This is a genomic window from Streptomyces iakyrus (genome assembly GCF_000717055.1).
Classification (GTDB): Bacteria; Actinomycetota; Actinomycetes; order Streptomycetales; family Streptomycetaceae; genus Streptomyces; species Streptomyces iakyrus.
In genome coordinates this window covers 523,289-542,489 of record NZ_JNXI01000003.1, presented here as the reverse complement: position 1 = coordinate 542,489, position 19,201 = coordinate 523,289, and the positions used below count along the sequence as shown (strand labels likewise).

The 19,201-nt window shown below is 69.2% G+C and carries 24 protein-coding genes; 23 read left to right on the top strand and 1 reads right to left on the bottom strand.

What is annotated here, in order from left to right; genetic code table 11:
* Window position 1: 1 nt before the first annotated feature.
* From OO68_RS07565 to OO68_RS07460, 22 genes are all read left to right on the top strand, one after another.
* Window positions 2–1,354 carry a phage major capsid protein gene (locus OO68_RS07565; protein WP_033307344.1) on the top strand — a complete coding sequence of 451 codons (1,353 nt, stop codon included), beginning with the start codon at window positions 2–4 and terminating at the stop codon, window positions 1,352–1,354.
* A 79-nt stretch (window positions 1,355–1,433) separates the two neighbouring features.
* Window positions 1,434–1,847 carry a hypothetical protein gene (locus tag OO68_RS07560; protein WP_033307343.1) on the top strand — a complete coding sequence of 138 codons (414 nt, stop codon included), beginning with the start codon at window positions 1,434–1,436 and terminating at the stop codon, window positions 1,845–1,847.
* A 14-nt stretch (window positions 1,848–1,861) separates the two neighbouring features.
* Entirely contained in the window at window positions 1,862–2,320 is a 459-nt protein-coding gene (locus OO68_RS07555; protein WP_033307342.1) for a hypothetical protein, read from the top strand.
* 106 nt (window positions 2,321–2,426) lie between these two features.
* Window positions 2,427–2,750 carry a hypothetical protein gene (locus OO68_RS45295; RefSeq protein WP_157852690.1) on the top strand — a complete coding sequence of 108 codons (324 nt, stop codon included), beginning with the start codon at window positions 2,427–2,429 and terminating at the stop codon, window positions 2,748–2,750.
* Window positions 2,747–3,157 carry a hypothetical protein gene (locus OO68_RS07545; protein ID WP_033307340.1) on the top strand — a complete coding sequence of 137 codons (411 nt, stop codon included), beginning with the start codon at window positions 2,747–2,749 and terminating at the stop codon, window positions 3,155–3,157. Before OO68_RS45295 ends, OO68_RS07545 begins: the two co-directional genes overlap by 4 nt.
* Window positions 3,157–3,417, top strand: coding sequence for a hypothetical protein (locus tag OO68_RS07540; RefSeq protein ID WP_033307339.1), 261 nt, complete (start codon window positions 3,157–3,159; stop codon window positions 3,415–3,417). Before OO68_RS07545 ends, OO68_RS07540 begins: the two co-directional genes overlap by 1 nt.
* Window positions 3,418–3,454: 37 nt before the next feature.
* Window positions 3,455–4,513: a hypothetical protein gene (locus OO68_RS07535; protein WP_033307338.1), complete on the top strand. Its 1,059-nt coding sequence runs from the start codon at window positions 3,455–3,457 to the stop codon at window positions 4,511–4,513.
* Between the two features lie 3 nt (window positions 4,514–4,516).
* Window positions 4,517–4,918: a hypothetical protein gene (locus tag OO68_RS07530; protein ID WP_033307337.1), complete on the top strand. Its 402-nt coding sequence runs from the start codon at window positions 4,517–4,519 to the stop codon at window positions 4,916–4,918.
* Window positions 4,915–5,490 (top strand): helix-turn-helix domain-containing protein, encoded by a 576-nt coding sequence (locus tag OO68_RS42985; protein ID WP_051814524.1) that lies wholly within the window; start codon window positions 4,915–4,917, stop codon window positions 5,488–5,490. The genes OO68_RS07530 and OO68_RS42985 overlap by 4 nt, the downstream gene beginning before the upstream one ends.
* Window positions 5,491–5,949 (top strand): hypothetical protein, encoded by a 459-nt coding sequence (locus OO68_RS07520; RefSeq protein WP_033307336.1) that lies wholly within the window; start codon window positions 5,491–5,493, stop codon window positions 5,947–5,949.
* Complete coding sequence (locus OO68_RS07515) at window positions 5,949–6,701, top strand: hypothetical protein (protein WP_033307335.1); 753 nt, start codon at window positions 5,949–5,951, stop codon at window positions 6,699–6,701. Before OO68_RS07520 ends, OO68_RS07515 begins: the two co-directional genes overlap by 1 nt.
* Window positions 6,701–7,138 (top strand): hypothetical protein, encoded by a 438-nt coding sequence (locus OO68_RS07510; protein ID WP_033307334.1) that lies wholly within the window; start codon window positions 6,701–6,703, stop codon window positions 7,136–7,138. The genes OO68_RS07515 and OO68_RS07510 overlap by 1 nt, the downstream gene beginning before the upstream one ends.
* Window positions 7,139–7,143: 5 nt before the next feature.
* A complete protein-coding gene (locus tag OO68_RS07505; RefSeq protein WP_245236921.1) occupies window positions 7,144–7,551 on the top strand; it encodes a hypothetical protein in 408 nt (135 codons plus the stop codon).
* Window positions 7,552–7,563: 12 nt separating this feature from the next.
* Window positions 7,564–7,962, top strand: a complete 399-nt coding sequence (locus OO68_RS07500; protein WP_033307333.1) for a hypothetical protein — start codon at window positions 7,564–7,566, stop codon at window positions 7,960–7,962.
* 123 nt (window positions 7,963–8,085) lie between these two features.
* On the top strand, window positions 8,086–11,286 hold the full coding sequence (locus tag OO68_RS07495) for a hypothetical protein (RefSeq protein ID WP_033307332.1): 3,201 nt from the start codon (window positions 8,086–8,088) through the stop codon (window positions 11,284–11,286).
* Complete coding sequence (locus OO68_RS07490; RefSeq protein WP_033307331.1) at window positions 11,286–15,134, top strand: carbohydrate binding domain-containing protein; 3,849 nt, start codon at window positions 11,286–11,288, stop codon at window positions 15,132–15,134. Before OO68_RS07495 ends, OO68_RS07490 begins: the two co-directional genes overlap by 1 nt.
* 10 nt (window positions 15,135–15,144) lie before the next feature.
* Window positions 15,145–15,684, top strand: coding sequence for a hypothetical protein (locus OO68_RS07485; RefSeq protein ID WP_033307330.1), 540 nt, complete (start codon window positions 15,145–15,147; stop codon window positions 15,682–15,684).
* A 10-nt stretch (window positions 15,685–15,694) separates the two neighbouring features.
* Window positions 15,695–15,964: a PH domain-containing protein gene (locus tag OO68_RS07480; RefSeq protein WP_033307329.1), complete on the top strand. Its 270-nt coding sequence runs from the start codon at window positions 15,695–15,697 to the stop codon at window positions 15,962–15,964.
* Window positions 15,965–15,967: 3 nt separating this feature from the next.
* Complete coding sequence (locus OO68_RS47490) at window positions 15,968–16,915, top strand: peptidoglycan recognition protein family protein (protein WP_078625213.1); 948 nt, start codon at window positions 15,968–15,970, stop codon at window positions 16,913–16,915.
* Between the two features lie 2 nt (window positions 16,916–16,917).
* Window positions 16,918–17,151: a hypothetical protein gene (locus tag OO68_RS07470; protein ID WP_033307328.1), complete on the top strand. Its 234-nt coding sequence runs from the start codon at window positions 16,918–16,920 to the stop codon at window positions 17,149–17,151.
* On the top strand, window positions 17,148–17,408 hold the full coding sequence (locus OO68_RS07465) for a hypothetical protein (RefSeq protein WP_033307327.1): 261 nt from the start codon (window positions 17,148–17,150) through the stop codon (window positions 17,406–17,408). The genes OO68_RS07470 and OO68_RS07465 overlap by 4 nt, the downstream gene beginning before the upstream one ends.
* Window positions 17,405–17,611 (top strand): hypothetical protein, encoded by a 207-nt coding sequence (locus OO68_RS07460; protein ID WP_033307326.1) that lies wholly within the window; start codon window positions 17,405–17,407, stop codon window positions 17,609–17,611. The genes OO68_RS07465 and OO68_RS07460 overlap by 4 nt, the downstream gene beginning before the upstream one ends.
* Before the next feature lie 45 nt (window positions 17,612–17,656).
* On the opposite strand, the gene OO68_RS07455 is transcribed toward OO68_RS07460, so the two are convergent.
* Window positions 17,657–17,839: a hypothetical protein gene (locus OO68_RS07455; protein ID WP_033307325.1), complete on the bottom strand. Its 183-nt coding sequence runs from the start codon at window positions 17,837–17,839 to the stop codon at window positions 17,657–17,659.
* Window positions 17,840–17,940: 101 nt separating this feature from the next.
* On the opposite strand from OO68_RS07455, the gene OO68_RS07450 reads away from it, so the two are divergent.
* Window positions 17,941–19,191: a helix-turn-helix transcriptional regulator gene (locus OO68_RS07450; RefSeq protein ID WP_033307324.1), complete on the top strand. Its 1,251-nt coding sequence runs from the start codon at window positions 17,941–17,943 to the stop codon at window positions 19,189–19,191.
* The last annotated feature ends 10 nt before the right edge of the window (window positions 19,192–19,201 follow it).

Sequence of the window (19,201 nt, the reverse complement as noted above, 5' to 3'; positions counted from 1 at the left end):
AGTGGCTACTCCCACCATCCCGCGCAACGCCGACGAGCTGGCGGAAGCGCTTGGCGACACCTCGACGCTGAAGGACATCGTCAAGGACAAGGAGTCTCTGGCGACGTTCATCACCGACTACGCCAAGGGCCAGGCCCGCTCGGACGAGTCGATCGAGGCGCAGGTTCGTGAGCTGGCGCAGCAGGAGTTCGCGAACGCCCTCCGTGGCGACCAGATCGACAAGATCAACCGTCTGAACCTCGACCCGAACGGGCAGCCCGTCGCCCGCTGCAAGCACTACAACCCCAAGGCGCCAGGCGCGAAGCTCGACGAGAAGTTCGGCACGTGGACCGACTACTTCGGCGCCACCTGGGAGGGCGCGAAGACGCAGGAAGCGTTCACCGGCCGCTCCGAGATCGCGAAGATCCAGAACAGCTACGGCTCTTCCGTCCCGGCCGACGGCGGGTTCCTCATCCCCGAGACCCTGCGCGCCGAGCTGCTGCGCGTCGCCCTGGAAATGAGCGTCGTCCGCTCCCGCGCCCGCGTCGTCCCGATGGAGTCCCTGACCGTCCCCTATCCGATGCTGGACGTCACCTCGAACGCCTCCAGCGTGTACGGCGGCGTCGTCGGCTACTGGACCGAAGAGGGCGGCGACCTCCAGGACACCTCGCCCACGTTCGGCCGGGTCAACCTGACCGCGAAGAAGCTGACGCTGTACAGCGAGATCCCGAACGAGCTCTTCGCCGACAGCATCATCAGCCTCGAACAGTTCATGTCGCAGTCCTACCCCGAGGCCCTCGCCTGGTTCGAGGACGTCGCGTTCACCGAGGGCAACGGCGTCGGCCAGCCGCTCGGCTACATGAACGCCCCGGCCGCCGTGTCCGTGGCGAAGGAGTCCGGGCAGACGGCCGGGTCGATCGTGTGGGAGAACATCGTCAAGGCGTACTCCCGGATGCTCCCGTCCTCGATCGCCCGCGCGGTGTGGGTCGCCCACATCGACACCTTCCCCGAGCTCGCCACCATGGCCCTGTCCGTCGGCACCGGCGGCAGCGCGGTGTGGATCGGCACCGGCGCGCACGACGGCGTGGGCGCCCCGCCCATGACCATCCTCGGCCGGCCGGTCATCTTCACGGAGAAGGCCAACACCGTCGGCACGGCGGGTGACATCAACTTCGTCGACTTCGGCTACTACCTGATCGGTGACCGGCAGGCCATGCAGTCGTCCACGTCGACTGAGTACAAGTTCGGCAACGACAAGACCGCCGTCCGCGTGATCGAGCGTGTCGACGGCCAGCCGTGGATCAAGTCCGCGATCACCCCGCGCAAGGGCTCCAACACCCTGTCCCCGTTCGTGAAGGTCGCCACCCGAGCCTGATCCGCCAGCCGGGGCGGGCATTCACACCCCCGCCCCAGCCACATCCCCAGAGGCACTCAACCCCCTCAAGGAGGGCACCGTGAAGGGACTCGGAAGGGTCTTCAACGTCATCCCGGCAGCGTCCGGGGTGCACATCCCGCTGACCAACGCGAACGCCGTCAGCTTCGTCACCTTCGAGGACGACGGAACCACCATCGCCACCATCAAGGAGTCCGTCGACGGAGCCTCCGAGCAGGCCCTCGACTGCAACGTCTACCCGTTCAAGGCCCCGGGCGTGGGCGGCACGTGGACGGCGATGGCGGAGCAGGACGACACCCTCGCCCTGGGCGGCGACACCACCAACGACGCGATGTGCTTCACCGTCGACGCCACCCAGCTCTCCGACGGCTTCAACTGCGTCGAGGTCACCGTCGACGGCGGCATCCTCATCGCGATCGTCCACGACCTCGCGCAGGCCCGGAAGCCGTCCAACCTGCCGCGCAACGTGGTCTGAGAGGAGCCGACCCTATGAGCACTCTCATCCAGGGCGGCGAGCTGCGCTCGCTGCTCCTCGGCCGCGGCCCGGTCGCCTCCCCGTCGGGGGCGTTCGCCGCGGACACGCGCACCATCTTCACCGTCACCGGCGGCGAAGTGATGATCACCGCCCTGTGGGGTGTCGTCACCACCAGCATCACCGTCGCCAACACCGTGAAGCTCCAGACCAACCCGACCGCCGGCGACACCGCGGACCTGACCACGGCCACGGATGTCGGTACGACCGACACCACGGCCGGAACGGTCCTCGGGGTGCTGGATCAGACGGACACTCCGCCGGACCTGAACAAGGGCGGCAAGGCCCTCGCGGGGATTGTCGTGTCCACCGGGGATGTCGAGCAGGTCACGACCGGCACCAACCCGGACGGGGCCGTCACCTGGTACTGCACGTGGGTGCCGCTGACGGCGGGCGCGCAGCTGGTGGCGGGCTGACATGGCGGCGTGGGTCTGCACGGGGTGCACCGCCGCGTACTCGGTGGGCGCCCCGTGCTGCCCGCACTGCGGCAGCACCGACTACCGCGAGCAGGGAGAAGAACACATGCCGAAGATCACCCGCCACGGCGGTCCCACCATCGCCGGTGCAGCGGTCGTGGCCGGCGGCTGGAGCAGCGAGGGCGAGCCCGATGTGTGGCCTGACCTGAACACGGAGGGGGGCGAGGAGTCATCCCCTGGGAACAGCTCATCGACATCCGGCGAGAAGCCGTCGAGCATGCCCGAGCCGAGCGAGAACAGCAGCCCGTCGCGTGCCCGAACGACGGCGAGCCGCTCAAAGAAGGCCCCGACGGGCAGCCGTTCTGCCCGTTCGACGGGTGGCGGCCAGGCGGGCGGTACGTCGGCTGCTGAGGCGGAGGGCTCCGAGTGAGCGCCTTCCGGAACACGGAGCTGTTCAAGGCCACCGGTCTGACCTTGAACAGCTCCACCAACTCCGTCACCGCCGGGACGGTGAACGCGACCACCGGCCGGACGGGCGCGATCGACGTGTCCCGCATCAGCAACGGTCTGCTGATCGTCACGGTCGCGGACGCGCCGACCGGTACGGATCCGACGCTCGCGGTGTTCTTCGACGTGCTCGATGCGACTGGCGGCACGTGGGTGCAGACGTCGTCGGCCACGAGCATCGGTGGGGCGCTGCTGACGTCGTCGGGCTACACCTACGGCCAGATCAGCAACGGCTACACCCTGACCAACCTGGGCCGGATCCGGTGGGAGTTGACGGGCACCACGCCGTCCTTCACCGGGGTCAGCTTCTCCATCCATGGGAGGCCGTGATGAAGCCCAGCGTGGGCCGGGTCGTCCACTACGTCAGCTACGGCACCCCGGGCGGCGAGTACGCCTCCGAGTGCCGGGCCGCGATCATCACCCGCGTCTACCCGAGCGAGGGCGAGGGGAGCCTCGCCAACTTCTCGGGGCCGGAGACGGTCTCTCTGGCGGTCCTGAACCCCGAGGGCCTGTTCTTCAACCAGGTGTGCCGTCACTCGGAGGGTGCCCGAACGGGCGGCACGTGGCACTGGCCCGAGCGCACCGACTGACCACCGCGCGACGAGACCTGAGAGGAGGTGACGAGAGATGGAACCGACGTACGCGACGCGTGAGGACGTGATGCGCGCCCTCGACGTGAAACCGACCGCGCGCAGCGCACGGCAGATCGACCGGGCGTTGCAGTCCGCCAGCCGCGACATCGACGCGCTGTGTCACCGCCGCTTCTACCCGGAGCTCACGACCCGCAGCTTCGACTGGCCGGGCTCGCAGTACCGGCCGTCGTGGCGGCTGTGGCTGGACGACCAGGAGCTCATCTCCCTCACCTCCATCACGTCCGGCGGCACGGCCATCAGCACCGCGGACGTGGTGCTGTACCCCCTTTCCGGCGCGCCGTACAACCGCGTCGAGACGAACCTCGGCAGCAGCGCGGCGTGGGGCGGCGGGGACACCCACCAGGCCGACATCACCATCACTGGCCTGTTCGGCTACCGCCTCGACGAGACCACCGTCGGCGCCCTCGCCGCCGCCGTCGCCTCGACGACCGCCACCACCGTCACCGTGAACGGCGCGGCCTCGGCCGAACTCGGCGTCGGCTCCGTGCTGCGCATCGGCACCGAGCGAATGCTCGTCACCAACCGCACCATGACCGCCACCGGCCAGAACCTCGGCGCCGACCTCGCCGCACAGAAGAACAGCGTCACCGTCACCGTCGCCGACGGCACCACCTTCGCCGTCGACGAGACCATCCTCATCGACTCCGAGCGCATGCTCATCGTCGACATCGCCGGGAACACCCTGACCGTCGAACGCGCCTGGGACGGCACCGTCCTGGCCGCGCACACGGCCGGCGTCGACATCTACGCGCCGCGGGCCCTGACCGTGGCCCGGGGCGCCTTGGGCACGACGGCCGCGACGCACGCCGACGCCGCAGCGGTGGTGCGGTGGGACCCGCCCGGCCTGGTTCGGGACCTCACCATCGCTGAGGCCGAGAACCGACTCACGAACGAGCAGGCCGGATACGCCCGTACCCGCCGCACCGGCGAGAACCGCAGCAACGACCAGGCCCTCACCGCCCGCGACCTCCCCGCCCTCCGGGAGCAGGTCTACAACGCTCACGGCCGCAAGGCCCGCCATCGGGGGGTGTGAGCGATGCCTGGCTTCGACGTGCGCGTCAACTCCCACGCCTCCGGCCCCTGGGCATCCGGCAGGGCCGGCCGCGCGCTGCACGACTACGCCGACGACGTCGAGTACCAGGTGGCGCGTGAGGGCGAGCGGCTGGTGCACCAGCGGCTGCGGCAGGTGCTGCGGCACCCGACGGGCTACTACCAGTCGAAAATCTCTGTGGACCGCACGTCGGGCGGCCGGTACATGGTCCACGACCAGCGGATAGTGTATGGCCCATGGCTAGAAGGAGTTGGAAGCAGGAACAGTCCGGTAACGAGGTTCCCGGGGTACGCGACGTTCCGCCGGACGAAGCCGCTGCTGGACCGCAAGGCTCCGCAGATCGCGAGGGAACTGCTCGCCCGGTACCGGTCGAGGGGGCTCCTGTGAGTGCGAAGGAACTGGAGCGCCGCCGGAAGATCTCTGAAGCGAAGCGCGGGAAGAAGCGCCCGGACGTGGCCGAGAGGAACCGCTCCGCCGCCATGCGGGCGATCCCGCGAGCCATCTCCGATGAAGCGCGCGACCGCATGTCACGCGACCGGACCAAGCATGGTCACGCTCGGCGGCGGCCGGAGGGGCGCGCAGGAACGGCCACGTACTACATCTGGGCTGCGATGATCCAGCGCTGCACGAACCCGCTGAACGCTGACTGGCACCTCTACGGCGGCCGGGGGATCACCGTCTGCGAGCGGTGGCGGAAGTTCGAGAACTTCCTTGCCGACATGGGTGAGAAGCCGCGCGGCAAGTCGATAGACCGGATCGACAACGAGGGGCCGTACGAGCCGAGCAACTGCCGCTGGAGTACCGCCGTGCAGCAGCGAAACAACCGGCGCGACTCCAAGGTGACCCCCGAGTTGATCGCCCAGGTGCACGCGAACCCGCAGATGACACTGCGCCAACTCGCCGAACTGCTCGGAGTCGGCTCTTCGACCATCGGCCGCATTCGCAGAGGGGAGCGGTAGATGGCCCTCGACATCCGCACCATCCTCGGGGCGGTAGAGTCCCACGCCCTGGCGTCCGGCTACTTCGCCGACGTCAACGGCCACGAGCCCAAGTCCCCACCCACCAGCGGCATCACGGCCGCCGTGTGGGTAGAGCAGATCGGCCCGGCGCGCGGCGGCTCGGGCCTGAACTCCACCTCGTCCCGACTGGCCCTGTTCGTGCGCCTGTACTCGTCGCTCCAGCAGCAGCCCGCCGACGCGATCGACCCCGACCTCATGACCGCCCTGGACTGGCTCATGGCCGCCTACAGCGGCGACTTCGAACTCGGCGGCCTCGTCCGCCACGTCGACCTCCTCGGCGCCTACGGCGAGCCCCTGTCGGCCCGGGCCGGCTACCTCGCCGAGGGCGGCGCCGAATACCGGGTGTTCACGATCACCCTCCCACTCATCTGCTCTGATCTCTGGAACCAGGAGGCGTAGTGGCCAAGCAGTCCGGGCTCGGAGATGCCCTGTTCATCTCCGGCTACGACCTCTCCGGCGACATCCAAGCCGTCGGCAACATCGGCGGCGGCCCCGCCGCCCTGGAGTTCACCGGCATCAACAAGTCCGCCCACGAACGCAAGGGCGGCAAGCTCGACGGCCGGCTTCAGACGACCACGTACTTCAACCCCGGCGAGGAAGCTGACGCGGCGCACGCGGTCCTGAGCGTGCTGCCGCGCACGGACGTGATCGCCTCGTACTTCCGTGGCACGACGCTGGGCGGGGCGTCGGCGAACATCGTGGCGAAGCAGATCGGGTACGACGGCCAGCGCGGTGACGACGGCCAGTTCACGTTCTCGGTGGAGGCGCAGTCCAACACCTACACGCTGGAGTGGGGCCGGTCGCTGACCGCGGGCCTGCGGACGGACACCACGGGCACGAACGGCAGCTCGGTGGACTTCGGTACCGGGTCGACGGACTTCGGCTTGCAGGCGTACCTGCATGTGTTCGCGTTCACCGGGACGAGCGTGACGGTGAAGCTCCAGGAGTCCAGCGACAACGGCGCTGGCGACGCATGGGCGGACGTGACCGGAGGCGGCTTTGCGGCGGCCACGGGCGTCACAGCGCAGCGGATCGAGACGGCCCGGGACCAGACGGTGGAGCGCTACCTGCGGGTGGTCACCACCGGAACCTTCACGGAAGCCGTGTTCGCCGTGTCGGTGATCCGCAACGACGTGGAGGTGACGTACTGATGCAGCGTCCCGTGAACCGGATCATGCCGAACCTGCCGGTGCAGGCGTACCAGACATTCCAGATCACCCGGAAGCGGGACACGACCGTGCGCGCCGTGTGCGAGCAGGTCGGCTGTGAGGCGTGGCGGCACGGCTGGGACTCCGTCATCGACGAGCGGACGGAACTCGGCCGCACACAGGCCGCATACATCCGCGGCGAGTCACGGCGCACCTTCCGCGAGATGACGACCGACGCGGGGCTCACGGTGTTCCGGTTCGAGTCCGGTCAGCGGTGCTTCGCCGACCACAAGACCGTCCCGGAGCTGTACCTCGTCCGTGACGGGGACTGGCGCGGCAACCCGACCGGCCGTAAGCGGCAGCACACCCGTCCGCAGGACTGGGTCGAGGACTTCGGCGAGAACCAGCTTCGGCTCGTCGACCAGCAGAAGAAGGGATAGGACCCATGGCGAAGGAATCCGGCCTCGGGTGGAGCGTGTGCTCGGTCGACGATGCAGGCGGCACGCCCAGGGCGATCGTCAACGACATCACGAACCTCCAGTTCGCCACCCCGCGCGGCGTGCAGGACGCGACGGGCATCGACAAGTCGGCGTACGAGCGGATCCTGCTGCTCGCCGACTTCAGTGTCACGCTGAACGGCGTGTTCAACGACGCCGCGAACATGTCCCACGACGTGTTCAAGACCGTCCCCAGCACCTCGGTGGCGCGCACCACCACGCTCACGGTGTCGGGGCAGACCCTCGCCAACGAGTGTCTCTACACCGACTACCCCCTCACCCGCGCCGACAGCGGCGAGCTCACCTTCTCGGTGCCTGGCGTCCTCGCCAACGGCGTCGTGCCGACCTGGGCCTGACGGGAGTCACACGTGGGATACCGACCGAAGCGCCGGGTATACGCGCTGGACTTCACCGGCACCGAGTACGAGGGCCTTGAGGCCAGCGTGCGCGGCCTGACCGTCGGCGAGGAACTCGAACTCAACGAGATGGAGTTCACCCCCGACCAGGTCGTCAAGGCGCTCGTACAGCGCCTCGTCTCATGGAACGTCGAGGACGAGACCGGCGCCCCGGTGCCGACCTCGTTCGAGGGCGTGTGCACGCAGGACGGCGGCATGGTGCTGGCCATTCTCAACGCGCTGCGGCAGGTGAACAGCGGGGTCCCCGACCCTTTGCCGCAGAGCTCGCCCTCTGGCGAGCCATCCCCGGCGGTGTCGATTCCGATGGAGCCAAGGTCACCGAGCCTGGAGAGCTCCGCCGTGCCCGCCTGATCCTCCAGCTCTGCGACCGCTTCCACTGCCTGCCCAGCCAGTTGCTCGACGAGCCAGCCGAGCTGCTCCGCCTGATCACTATCGAGCAGCTCGGCACGCCTGACACCCCTGAAGGAGGCCCCGATGGCGGATGACGTCACAATCACCGTGCACGTCCGGGACCTCACCGGACCGGGCTTCAACTCGGTCAACCGCAACCTCAACCAGTTGCAGCGGCAGGCGAGCCAGATGGGCGGCTCGCTGCGCATCGTCGGCGGCCAGCTCGACGACGTCGCCAGCGCGGCCTCGAACGCCGGCTCTTCGCTTGGTGGCGGTGCGGGCTTGAAAGGGCAGGCGATCGGCGCGGCGGCGGTGCTGGGTACGACGCTGCTGCCGACGATCGGGGCGCTCGCTCCGATGCTGACTGGTCTCGCCGTGGTGGGTGGTGGCGCCGCGTTGGCGATGGACGATCTGAAGAAGAAGGCGAAGGAGCTCAAGAAACCGTTCGAGGACTGGAAGAAGGTCGCCGAGAAGGCGGTCGCCCCGCACACGGAGAAGGCCGTCAAGTCCCTGAAGGGGGCGATGGCCGACCTCACGCCGGTCATCGAAACGGGGGCGGACACCTTCGGGCGGATCACGGAGAAGGCCGCCCGCTTCGCCGACAGCCCTGCGTTCAAGGGTGCGCTGGCGAAGAACGCCGAGATGGGCTCGAAGTGGGTCGAGGAGTTCGCCGGCTCGGTCGGCACCTTCACCCAGGCGTTCCTCGACTTCGGTGCTAAGTCTCAGCCCGCGCTCGACGCGTGGGACAGCCTCTTGGGCGGGTTCCTGGATACCGGTTTGCCGGGGATGTTCGAGGGCTTGGAGCAGGGGATCGGCGGCGCGTCGGAGATGCTCGGCGGGTTCGCGTCGTTCCTGAACGACTCGCTCCTGCCGTCGCTGGGGAAGATCTCGGGCGCCTTCGCTGAGACCTTCGGCCCGCTGCTCGGCGAGGCCTTCCGCGGGGCGGGCCTGGCCCTTGAGGGCTTCGCGTCCATCTTCGAGGGCGCGCTGGAGGGCATCGAGCCCACCATGCACATCCTCGCTGACATGTTCAGGTCGTTCAACGAGGTCGGCAGGATCGGCTTCTCGGTCGCGACGGACCTGGCGAGCGTCCTGGGCGGGGCGCTGGTCGAGTCGCTGCTCGCAGTCTCGGGTGTCGACGTGTCCACCCTGGGCGAGGGGTTCCGGGGCCTGTCGAACTGGGTGAAGGAGAACGAGACCCAGATCCGGGGCGCGTTCGTCACGGTCGCGCAGACGATCATCGACATGGTGAACACCGGCATCCAGTGGCTGCCGTTGTTGAGCGCGGGCTTCACCCTGATGGCGAAGACGGCGATCGACTCCGCGGACCTGGTGGTGTCCGGTCTCGCGATGGCGTTCGGGAACATCCCGGGTATCGGCGAGGCGCTGAAGGCGTCGAACGAGCGGTTCGACGAGTGGGCTACCGGGGCGAAGGAAACCCTGGACGGGGTCAACGGCAAGATCGGCGAGTTCGCCGCTACCGCCAACGACAAGCTCAGCAGGGCGAAGCTCACGCTCGATGTGAAGCAGGCGGAAGCGAATCTCAACAGCATCAAGGAGAAGCTGAACGACAAGAGCCTCACCGCGGAGCGGAAGGCGAAGCTGTCCGCCGACAAGTCGCAGGCGGAGGCCGCGTTGCGGGATGCGCGCGGCAAGTTGGACGCGTTCGACAGGAAGAAGGCCGAGGCCAACATCACGGCCGACGCCCGGGCCTTCTTCGGCACCGCCTCACGGGTCAACGGCACTCGCTTCCCTGGCAAGAAGGTGCCGGTCGGGGCCAACCGGAGCATCTTCGACGCGGCTGTGCGCGCGATCAGCGGCAGCGTCGTCGGCACCGCCTACATCAACGTCGTTCAGCGCCGGGTGGAGTCGAGCAACCAGCCCCGCTTCCGCGCGTTTGGCGGGCCCGTGCGGGGCTACGCCGACGGCGGCGCCCTCCAGCACTTCCCCAACGGCGGCCTTGTCGAGGGCCCGGGTGGCCCCCGCAGCGACAGCATCCTCGCCACCTTCGCGTCCGGCGCGACGGCCGCGGTGTCGGACACCGAGTATGTCGTCCAGTCGTCGGCGGTGAAGAAGTACGGGCTGCCGCTGCTGGACGCGCTGAACCGCGGGACGCTGAGGCTCGCTCGGGGCGGCGTCACCAAGGCCGAAGCGGCGGCCCGGAAGGACGCCCGCGGCGACCTCACAATCTCCCACTTCGGCGTCATGGGCGGCTACCAGCGCAGCGAGTTCCGGTCGGCGCTGGCCAAGCCCGACTCCCTGTCCTCGCTGATCAACAGCCTCAACCAGTGGCGCGGCATCATCATGAAGGCCACCCACGGCGGGCAGGAACGCTCGCTGCTCCGCGCCCTCGACTCCACCGGGAAGAAGCTCCTCAGCTGGGAGAAGCAACTCGGCAAGGTGTCCGCCTCGCTGGAGAAGGCTAAGGACAAGCTCGACAGCCTGAAGCAGGCCGCCGCGTCCCTGTCGGACTCAGTGAAGTCTGGAGTGCTGTCGTCGGCGAACATCACCCGCCGGCAGGGCGACGGCCCCGTCACGGTCGCCTCGGTCATGGGCGGCCTCACCGCCTCCCGCGACAAGGCCACCAGCTTCGACAAGGCCCTCGCCGACCTGAAGAAGAAGGGCCTGTCGTCGTCGCTGCTGCAGCAGATCGCCGAGGCCGGCATCGAGGGCGGAGGCTTGGAGACGGCGGGGGCGCTGCTGCAGGCGTCGTCGTCGGAGATCAAGTCGATGAACTCGCTGCAGGGGCAGATCAACAAGTCGGCTGGTTCGGCGGGGAAGACCACAGCGGATGCGGTGTTCGGGGCGGCGATCAAGGCGCAGCAGCTGCAGGTGAAGAAGCTGACCGACTCGCAGGAGAAGCTGGCCCGGTCGATGGACAAGCTCGCGAAGGCCATGGAGAAGCAGATCGAGAAGGCCTTCGGGAAGAAGGCCAGCGGCGGCATCGTCGGCGCCGCGACGGGTGGTCTGCGCTCCGGGTGGACGATGGTCGGCGAGCACGAGCCCGAGCTCGTCCGCCTGCCGTTCGGCAGCCGCGTGTACTCCGGGCCGGACACCCGCCGCATGATGCAGCAGGGCGCCTGGACGTCCATGCTCAACACCCCCCAGCGCGGCGGGGGCGCACGCTACACGCCGACGCCGGCCGCGGGGCAGCCGATCGTCGTGCACCAGACGATCACGCTCGACGGCAGGGTGGTGGCGCAGCAGATCTTCGACCCGCTGCGTAAGGAGATCGCGAACCGGGGCGGCAGCGTCCAGAAGTCGCTCGGGCAGGGGGCAGGCTGATGGCATTCCCAGAGGACCCGCTGTCGACCAAGGTCGAGTTCCGGATGGGCTCGACGTGGACGGACGTAACGCCGCGTGTGCGCGCTGAGCAGCAGATCCGCATCCGGCGCGGCCGCTCCGACTGGGGCCAGCAAGTCGACACCTCCAGCTGCACCTTCACCCTCGACAACAGCGACGGGGCGTTCACCCCCCGCAACCCCTCTGGCGCGTACTACGGCAGCATCGGCCGCAACACCCCGTGCCGGGTCAGCGTGATGACCGGGGACACCTACCTGGACCTGCCGGGCACGAGCACGCTGGACTACGCGCAGACCGTCGACCACGCCAGCCTCGACATCACCGGCGACTTGGACCTGAGGATCGACGCGTCCCTCGCGAACTGGCTGTCCCCGGTCGGCACCGGCGCGATCGGCGTGCTGGAGCTGTTCGCGAAGTACCAGATCACCGGGCAGAAGTCGTGGCTGCTCGGCAGCAAGGACGGCCGCCTGTACTTCGAGTGGTCCTCGGACGGCTCCAACACCCTGTCCGCGTCCTCCACCGTCGCGCCGGCCATTCCGGGGCCGGGCGGCCGCATGGCGGTGCGGGTGACGCTCGACGTCAACAACGGGGCGTCTGGGAACACGGCCACGTTCTACACGGCGCCCACGATGGCGGGTCCCTGGGTACAACTTGGTGACCCGGTCACCCAGTCCGGCACCACGTCGGTGTTCTCGTCGACGTCGCCGGTGCGGATCGGGAACGGCACGAACATCGCGTTCACCCTGCCGGTGGGGCGGTGCCACGCTGCCGAGATCCGCAACGGGATCGACGGCACGATCGTCGCGAGCCCGAACTTCGCCGCCCAGGCCGTGGGGACCACGAGCTTCGCTGACAGCGCGGGCCGCACGTGGACGATGAACGGCGCGTCGACGATCACCAACCGCAAGACCAGGTTCGTGGGCGAGGTGTCGTCCTGGTCCACCCGCTGGGAGACGAAGCACGACGTCGTCTGCCACGTTGAAGCGTCCGGGATCATGCGCCGCCTCTCCCAAGGCGCGTCGCCGACCCGCTCGCCGATGTTCCGGGAGTTCACCAACGTCTCCCGCTCCAGCATCGTCTCCTACTGGCCCATGGAGGACGAAGCGTCAGCGACCCGCTTCGCGTCGGGCATGGACGGCCAGCCCGCCATGGTCATTCCGGCGTCGGGAGGGGTGACGCCGGCGGCGTACTCGGCGTGGGCGGCATCGGCGCCGCTCCCCACGTACACCTTCGGCACGACGCGGGTGGCGGTGGCCCCGTACACGGCGACGAACTACATCCTCTGCCGGTTCTTCGCGGCGGTCCCGGCGGCCGGGGTGACGTCCACGGACCGGCTGTTCACACTGACGACGACGGGCACGGCCCGCACGTGGGTCGTGTGGATCAACAGCTCCGGGAACATGGATCTGCGGGCGTACGACGCGGACGGCACGCAGATCCTCGCCACCGGGTTCGCCGCGACCGCGGTGAACGGCAAGAAGATCTCGGTCGGTGTGGAGCTCACGCAGACCGGCGCTGACATCGACGTCGACCTGATCGTGTTCGAGCTCGGCGAGTCGTCCGTCGCACTGTCCGGGACCGGCGGCGCGGCAGCCACTCTCGCTGCGAACACGATCGGCGCGGCCACCGAGATCCGGCTCGGGTACAGCGGGCTGCTGAACGGGACCGCGCTGGGGCATCTCGCGATCGGCAACGACAGCGAGTCGTTCGGCAACACCGCGGGGGCGCTGGTCGGCTGGAACGGCGAGGTCACCTCGGCCCGCCTGTACCGGCTCGGCGCTGAAGAGCTCACGCCGTGCTACTCCGCTGGCAGCAGCGAGGAACAGATGGGCGTGCAGGGCCTGTCGACGATCCTCGACCTGATGCGGGAGGCGGCGGACGCCGACGAGGGCATCCTCCACGAGTCCCGCGACTACTATCCCGCGTTCCGGTTCAGGGACCGGCCGTCCATGTACAACCAGAATCCGGCCATGGTGCTGGACTACACCGGGAGCGACGGGCTGGTCACGCCACTGGACCCGGTGGACGACGACCAGGCCGTCCGCAACGACCGCACCGTGCAGCGTGCCGGCGGCTCGTCGACGCGGCGGACGCTCGACACCGGGACGCTGTCCACGCAGGCCCCGCCGGATGGCGTCGGCCGCTACGACGACTCGCAGACGCGGAGCCTTTTCACCGACGCCCAGACCGGCGACCACGCCGGATGGCTCCTCCACCTCGGCACGTGGGACGAGACCCGCTACCCGGTCGTGCGCCTGAACCTCGCCGCGGCCCCGCACATGATCGAGGCCGCAGCGGCGGTCGACATCGGCGACCGCATGGACATCGCCAACCCACCGTCGTGGCTGCCGCCGGACCTGATCGAACTGATGGTTCAGGGCTATCAGGAGGTCCTCGACCAGTTCACCTGGACGCTGGACTTTAACTGCACCCCGTATGGGCCGTGGCACGTCGCGCTGGAGGCGTCGGCGGGGAACGGCGCCTACGAGCGGGCGGACACCGACGGCTGCGTCCTCGTCGAAGACCTCACCACCAGCGAGACCGCCGTCGACGTACGGACGACGACGGGCCCCGTGTGGATCCAGGCCGCGCCATCGGTCATCACGAACTACGACTTCGAGACCGACCTGACCGGCTGGACAGCCAACGGCTGCACGGCAACGCGCGAGCCCACCCCGGGCAATGCGCCCTTCAACGGCGACTGGTCGCTGAAGCTGGTCCCGGACGGCGTCGCCGAGTTCCCGAACGTGGGCGCCGACATGGTGCCCGTCGTCGAGGGCCGCGACTACACCCTGTCGGGCTGGCAAATGTCCGAGGTCACCAGGTCGGTGGACCTGAACCTGAACTGGTTCGACGCAGGCGGCAACTACCTCTCCACCTCAGCAAACGGTCTCTCCGTGACCGCCGACGTGTGGACGTGGTTCGAGGTCACCGCCACCGCCCCCGCCGGCGCCGCCTTCGGGAACGGCAGCCCGACGGTGCCGGACTTCCCGCCGGCCACAGACATTCTCTGGTCGGACATGGTGACGCTTCGGCCCGCGATCGCTGCGGAGATGCCGCAGGAGTTCCCCTTCGACGTGCGGGTGGGCGGCGAGGTCATGCGCGTCACCGCCTGCACCAGCGCGGTGCACGACACCTTCGACCGCACCACGGCCTCCGGCTGGGGCACAGCCGAGTCCGGCGCCGCGTGGACGGTCGTCGGGACCGCGGCGGACTACAGCACCGCGCCCAACGTCGGTTCGGTCGCCCAGCCGGCCACGGGCATCGCGCACCTGACGTTGCAGACCGCTCCGTCGGCTGACGTGGACCTGTACGTCGACTGTGCCGTCTCCGCCCTCGCCACAGGCGCGTCCCTGTACACGGGGCCGATCGTCCGCGCGGTGGACAACAACAACCACTACTCGACGAGGGTGGACTTCACCACGTCGAACACCATCGCTATCACCCTGCGCAAGAGGCTGGCCGGGGTGGAGACGCAGCTCGGCTCGTACACGACGCCGTACACGCACGTCGCCGGCACGTACTACCGGGTGAGGTTGCAGGCGATCGGGTCGACGATCCGCACGAAGATCTGGCGGACCACGGATCAGGAGCCGGACGTGTGGCGGATCTCCGTCACCGACACCGACCTGACCGCCGCGGCGAACATCGGCACGAGGTCCTTCCGCAACACGGGCAACACGAACGCCTCGCTGTCGATGCGCTTCCAGAACTTCGAGTTGATCAACCCGCAGACCATGACCGTGACCCGCTCCATTAACGGCCTGGTCAAGGCTCACTCTTCCGGCGCCGCGGTGGCGCTGGCCCACCCGGCATACACGTCCCTGTAGGAGGCTCGCAGTGTCTACGTACCCGACGATCTACGCGGGCCAGCGCATCACCGGCACGCTGCTCCGCTCGATGCTGCCCGACATCATCGTCAAGAACACCAACGAGGACCGCGCATCGACGACGACGCTGGCCAACGACACCGACCTGACGGCGACGTTGGAGGCGAACGCGGTCTACCACGTGACCATGTACATCCACTTCGCCGCCGTCGAAGCCGCCCAGTTCCAGACGCAGTGGGCCCTGCCCACGGGGGCGTCAGGGAACCGGTCCGCGAACGGCGCAGCCTACGAACTCGCCTCCTCTGGAGCGGCGACAGCGCAAGCCGCGAACGGCGGCTACCACCGCTCCGGTGTCCACGCCTTCGGCACGACCGTGCGCTACGGCACCCGCGCCTCCGCCACGAACCAGGCCCTCGCGATCGAGGAAGGCGTCATCACCACGAGCAGCACCGCGGGGACCATCGCCCTGATGTGGGCGCAGTTCACGTCCAGCGCCACCGCGACCCGTGTGGGGGCGGGTTCCTCCATGCACATCCGACGACTCGCCTGAGGAGGCGCTCATGGCCTTGCAGTGGACTGACCCGACACCGGCCGTGTTCTCGCACCGGACGCCGCTGCTGATCACGGCTCAGAAGGCGACGCCGGGCGGTTCGGCGCAGATGTCGTTGCAGGCGTCGGTGATCGCGGAGGGGCCGACGCCGACGGACGAGGAGCTGCTGGAGTGGTACGGCGTCCTGTACAACGCGCTGCGCGCGGACGGCTGGTCGCTGGATCTGCGGTTCGAGCAGGCGACGACCGTGCAGCGGCAGATCACCGAGACGGGAGAGTAGGCCATGGCCACTCCACTGACCGCTGACCGGCTGGTCGCGGCGCTCCGCGCGGAGGGTGTGACCGTCCGGGAGGTTCCCGGCTGGCGCACCAACAACCGGAACCACCGGGGCGCCTGGGGCCCGGTGCACGGGGTGCAGATCCACCACACCGTCACCGGCCCGGGAACGGACGTCGTGGGGCTGATCTTCCGCGGTCATAGTGCCCTGCCCGGGCCGCTCGCCACTGGCTGCATCACCAAGGACGGCGTCGTCCACCTCACCGGCAACGGCCGCGCCAACCACGCCGGCGGCGGCGACGGGGCCGTGCTGCAAGCCGTGATCGACGAGTCGTACGGCGACCGGCCGCCAGCCCCACGCGAGCATGACGGATCGGACGGAGCGGTCGACGGCAACGCCCGCTTCTATGGCTGGGAGTGCGAGAACAAGGGCGACGGCAAGGACCCGTGGCCCCGCGTGCAGTACGACGCCACGGTCCGGGCCACCGCGGCGATCTGCCGGGCGCACGGCTGGGGCCCGAAGTCTGGGATCGGCCACCTGGAGTGGTCGGACTGGAAGGTCGACCCGCGCGGATTCGACATGAAGGACTTCCGCGCGGCGGTGGCCGAGCGGCTGGAGCACGAGCCGGGCTGGAACCCGGGCGAGGAGGACGACATGCCCACTGCCAAGGAAGTCGCGGAGGCGGTGCTGAAGCTGGACGGCGTGATCGTCGTTCCGGGTGCGCCGGCGACGAACCCGACGTGGACGCTCTCGTCGGTGCAGACGGAGATCCTGAAGCGGCTGGACAAGGCGAACACGGCGCTCGCCGCGCAGTCCGCTGCGATCACCAAGCTCGCGGGCATGGTCGGTGAGGACGTCGACACGGCCACGGTGGTGGCTGCGGTCGAGAAGGCCATCGCGGACGCGGTGGTGAAGGTGTCGGTCGAGGTCACCGACGGATCGCAGGAGGGCTGATCATGCCGAAGGAAGAGACGAAGCGGACCGTGCGCACGGTGCTTCAGACGGCGGTGGGTATCGCGCTGGCGCTGCCGTTCATCGTGCAGGCGTCGGGTGTGCCGGAGTCGCTGCCGTGGGTGGCGGGCGCGCTGGCGGTGGCGGGCGGCTTCGCTCGGGTGATGGCGCTGCCGAGCGTGCAGGGCCTGCTGCCGTCGTGGCTGCGGACGGACGGGGCGTCGGAGGCCAGAGAGTGACCGTGCCAGACTCGGGCGTGTACATCCCGCCCGCGCAGATGTACCAGGAGTTGCGGTCGTTGAGCGATGGCCTGACCCGTGTCGAGACCAAGCTGGACGGGATCGCTCAGGGGCTGACCGAGGTCAGTAAGGACGTCGCGGACCACGAGACGCGGCTTCGGGCGTTGGAGAAGGCGCGCTGGCCTCTGCCGTCGGCGGCGGTGCTGGTAGCGATGGGATCGCTCGGGGTCGCGTTGTGGCAGGCGGCAGGCCGGTGAACACCGGCGACGCGGTGTGGGGTGGTCTGATCCTGGCGGGCGCGGCGTTCGAGGTGTACGCGCTGCGGACGGCGCGGGAGGGCGACACGCTCAGCGAGTCGACCCGCCGCTGGTTCCGGGTCCACACGAAGGCCGGCGCGGTTGTGTTCGCCGTGGGCTGGACAGCGCTTGGGGTCTGGTACCTCCAGCACATCCTCGGCTGACCGGACGCACGGGGCCCCGTACCGCTACGGCGGACGGGGCCTCGTTCATGCCGCTGCGGTGACGTCCCCGCGCTCGACGCGCAGCAGCTCGGCCAGCAGCCGCCCGTACTCCTCCCGCTGCTCCGCCGTCAGCGGCACCGCCGGATGCGACCACAACGCGCGGATCGCCTGGTTCAACTCGGCAGCCGAGCGCACGCCAGTAGGCGCGGTCACAAGATCGGGGGACATGAGACCAGCCTACGCGGCCCAGACGTCACAAGCCCCTCACACGAAAACGGCCCCGCCCCTACCCTGGACAGTGCGACCCGTACCAGGAGAAGGGCGAGACCATGCCATCCGATGCTACCCCGGACCCGTACGCCGACCCGCTGAAGTTCGGCCAGCGGGTGCAGATCCTCCGCGAGCGCCGGGGCATGACCCGCGCACAACTCGCCGACTTCATCGATGTGTCACCGCACACTCTCAAGAAGATCGAGAACGGGCAGCAGCAGGCCCCCGGCCTCGCGATGGTGATGCGGATCGCCGAAGCCCTCCGGGTACGCGACCTTGCCGACCTGACCGGTCTCCCGGAGACGCACGTGAATCTGTTCATCGGCCCCGGCCATCCCCGCCTCGCAGCGGTCAAAGCCGCAGTGGACAACTTCGCGCTCGCATCGAGTGTTGAGCCGCCCCCGGTGGCGCACCTCGAGGCCCGTCTGCATTCAGCGTGGAAGGCCCGGCACCAGGCGCCCAACCACCGCGAGGTCATCGGCCGGCTGCTGCCGGGTCTCATTCAGGACGCGCAGGCGCTGGTGCGGGCGGCGGACTCGAGCAACGAGCGGCGCCGCGCTCAGGCGCTCCTCGCGCAGACGTACAGCCTCAGCCAGTTCTTCATCGCCTACCAGCCGGACTCGAGCTTGTTGTGGCGTGTCGCCGAGCGCGGCATGGTCGCCGCCCAGGACTCGGGGGATCCCCACGCCATCGGTGTCGCCGCGTGGCTGCTGGCCCAGGCCCATCGCGACTCCGGCCCGCGGCACTTCGACGCCGCCGACGCAATCAACGTCGAGGCCGTCCGTTTCCTCGAGCCGCTCCTCCCGGACGCCAGCGACGACGTCCTCGCCATTGCGGGGGCGCTCGAGTTCGAGCTCGGCTACACGGCCGCCCGCCGGCGGGAGACCGGGACGGCGTGGCGGCACTGGGACCAGGCCAACGACATGGCCACGAGGCTGCCAGCCGACTACTACCACCCGGTCACCTCGTTCTCGCAAGCCATCATGGGCGCCCACGCCGTCACTGTGGCTGTCGAGTTGCACCAGGGCGGCGAGTCCGTGCGGCAGGCTGCTCGAGCGGACGAAGTCACTATCCCGTCCCGGCCCCGGCGCGCCCGCCACCGGATCGAGGAGGCGCGCGGCTACCAGCTGGACGGGCAGCCTGATGTCGCGGTCGCGACGCTCGAGAAGGCGCACCGCGCCGCGCCGGAGACGATCGCGTACAACGGCTACGCCCGTCGCATCATCCTCGAGGAGCTCGAGTCGAAGCAGGCGGCCCGCCGGCGCCGCGCTTCGGAGTTGGCGGTGGAGGTGGGCATCCTCGCTGCGTAGAGAGGGGACC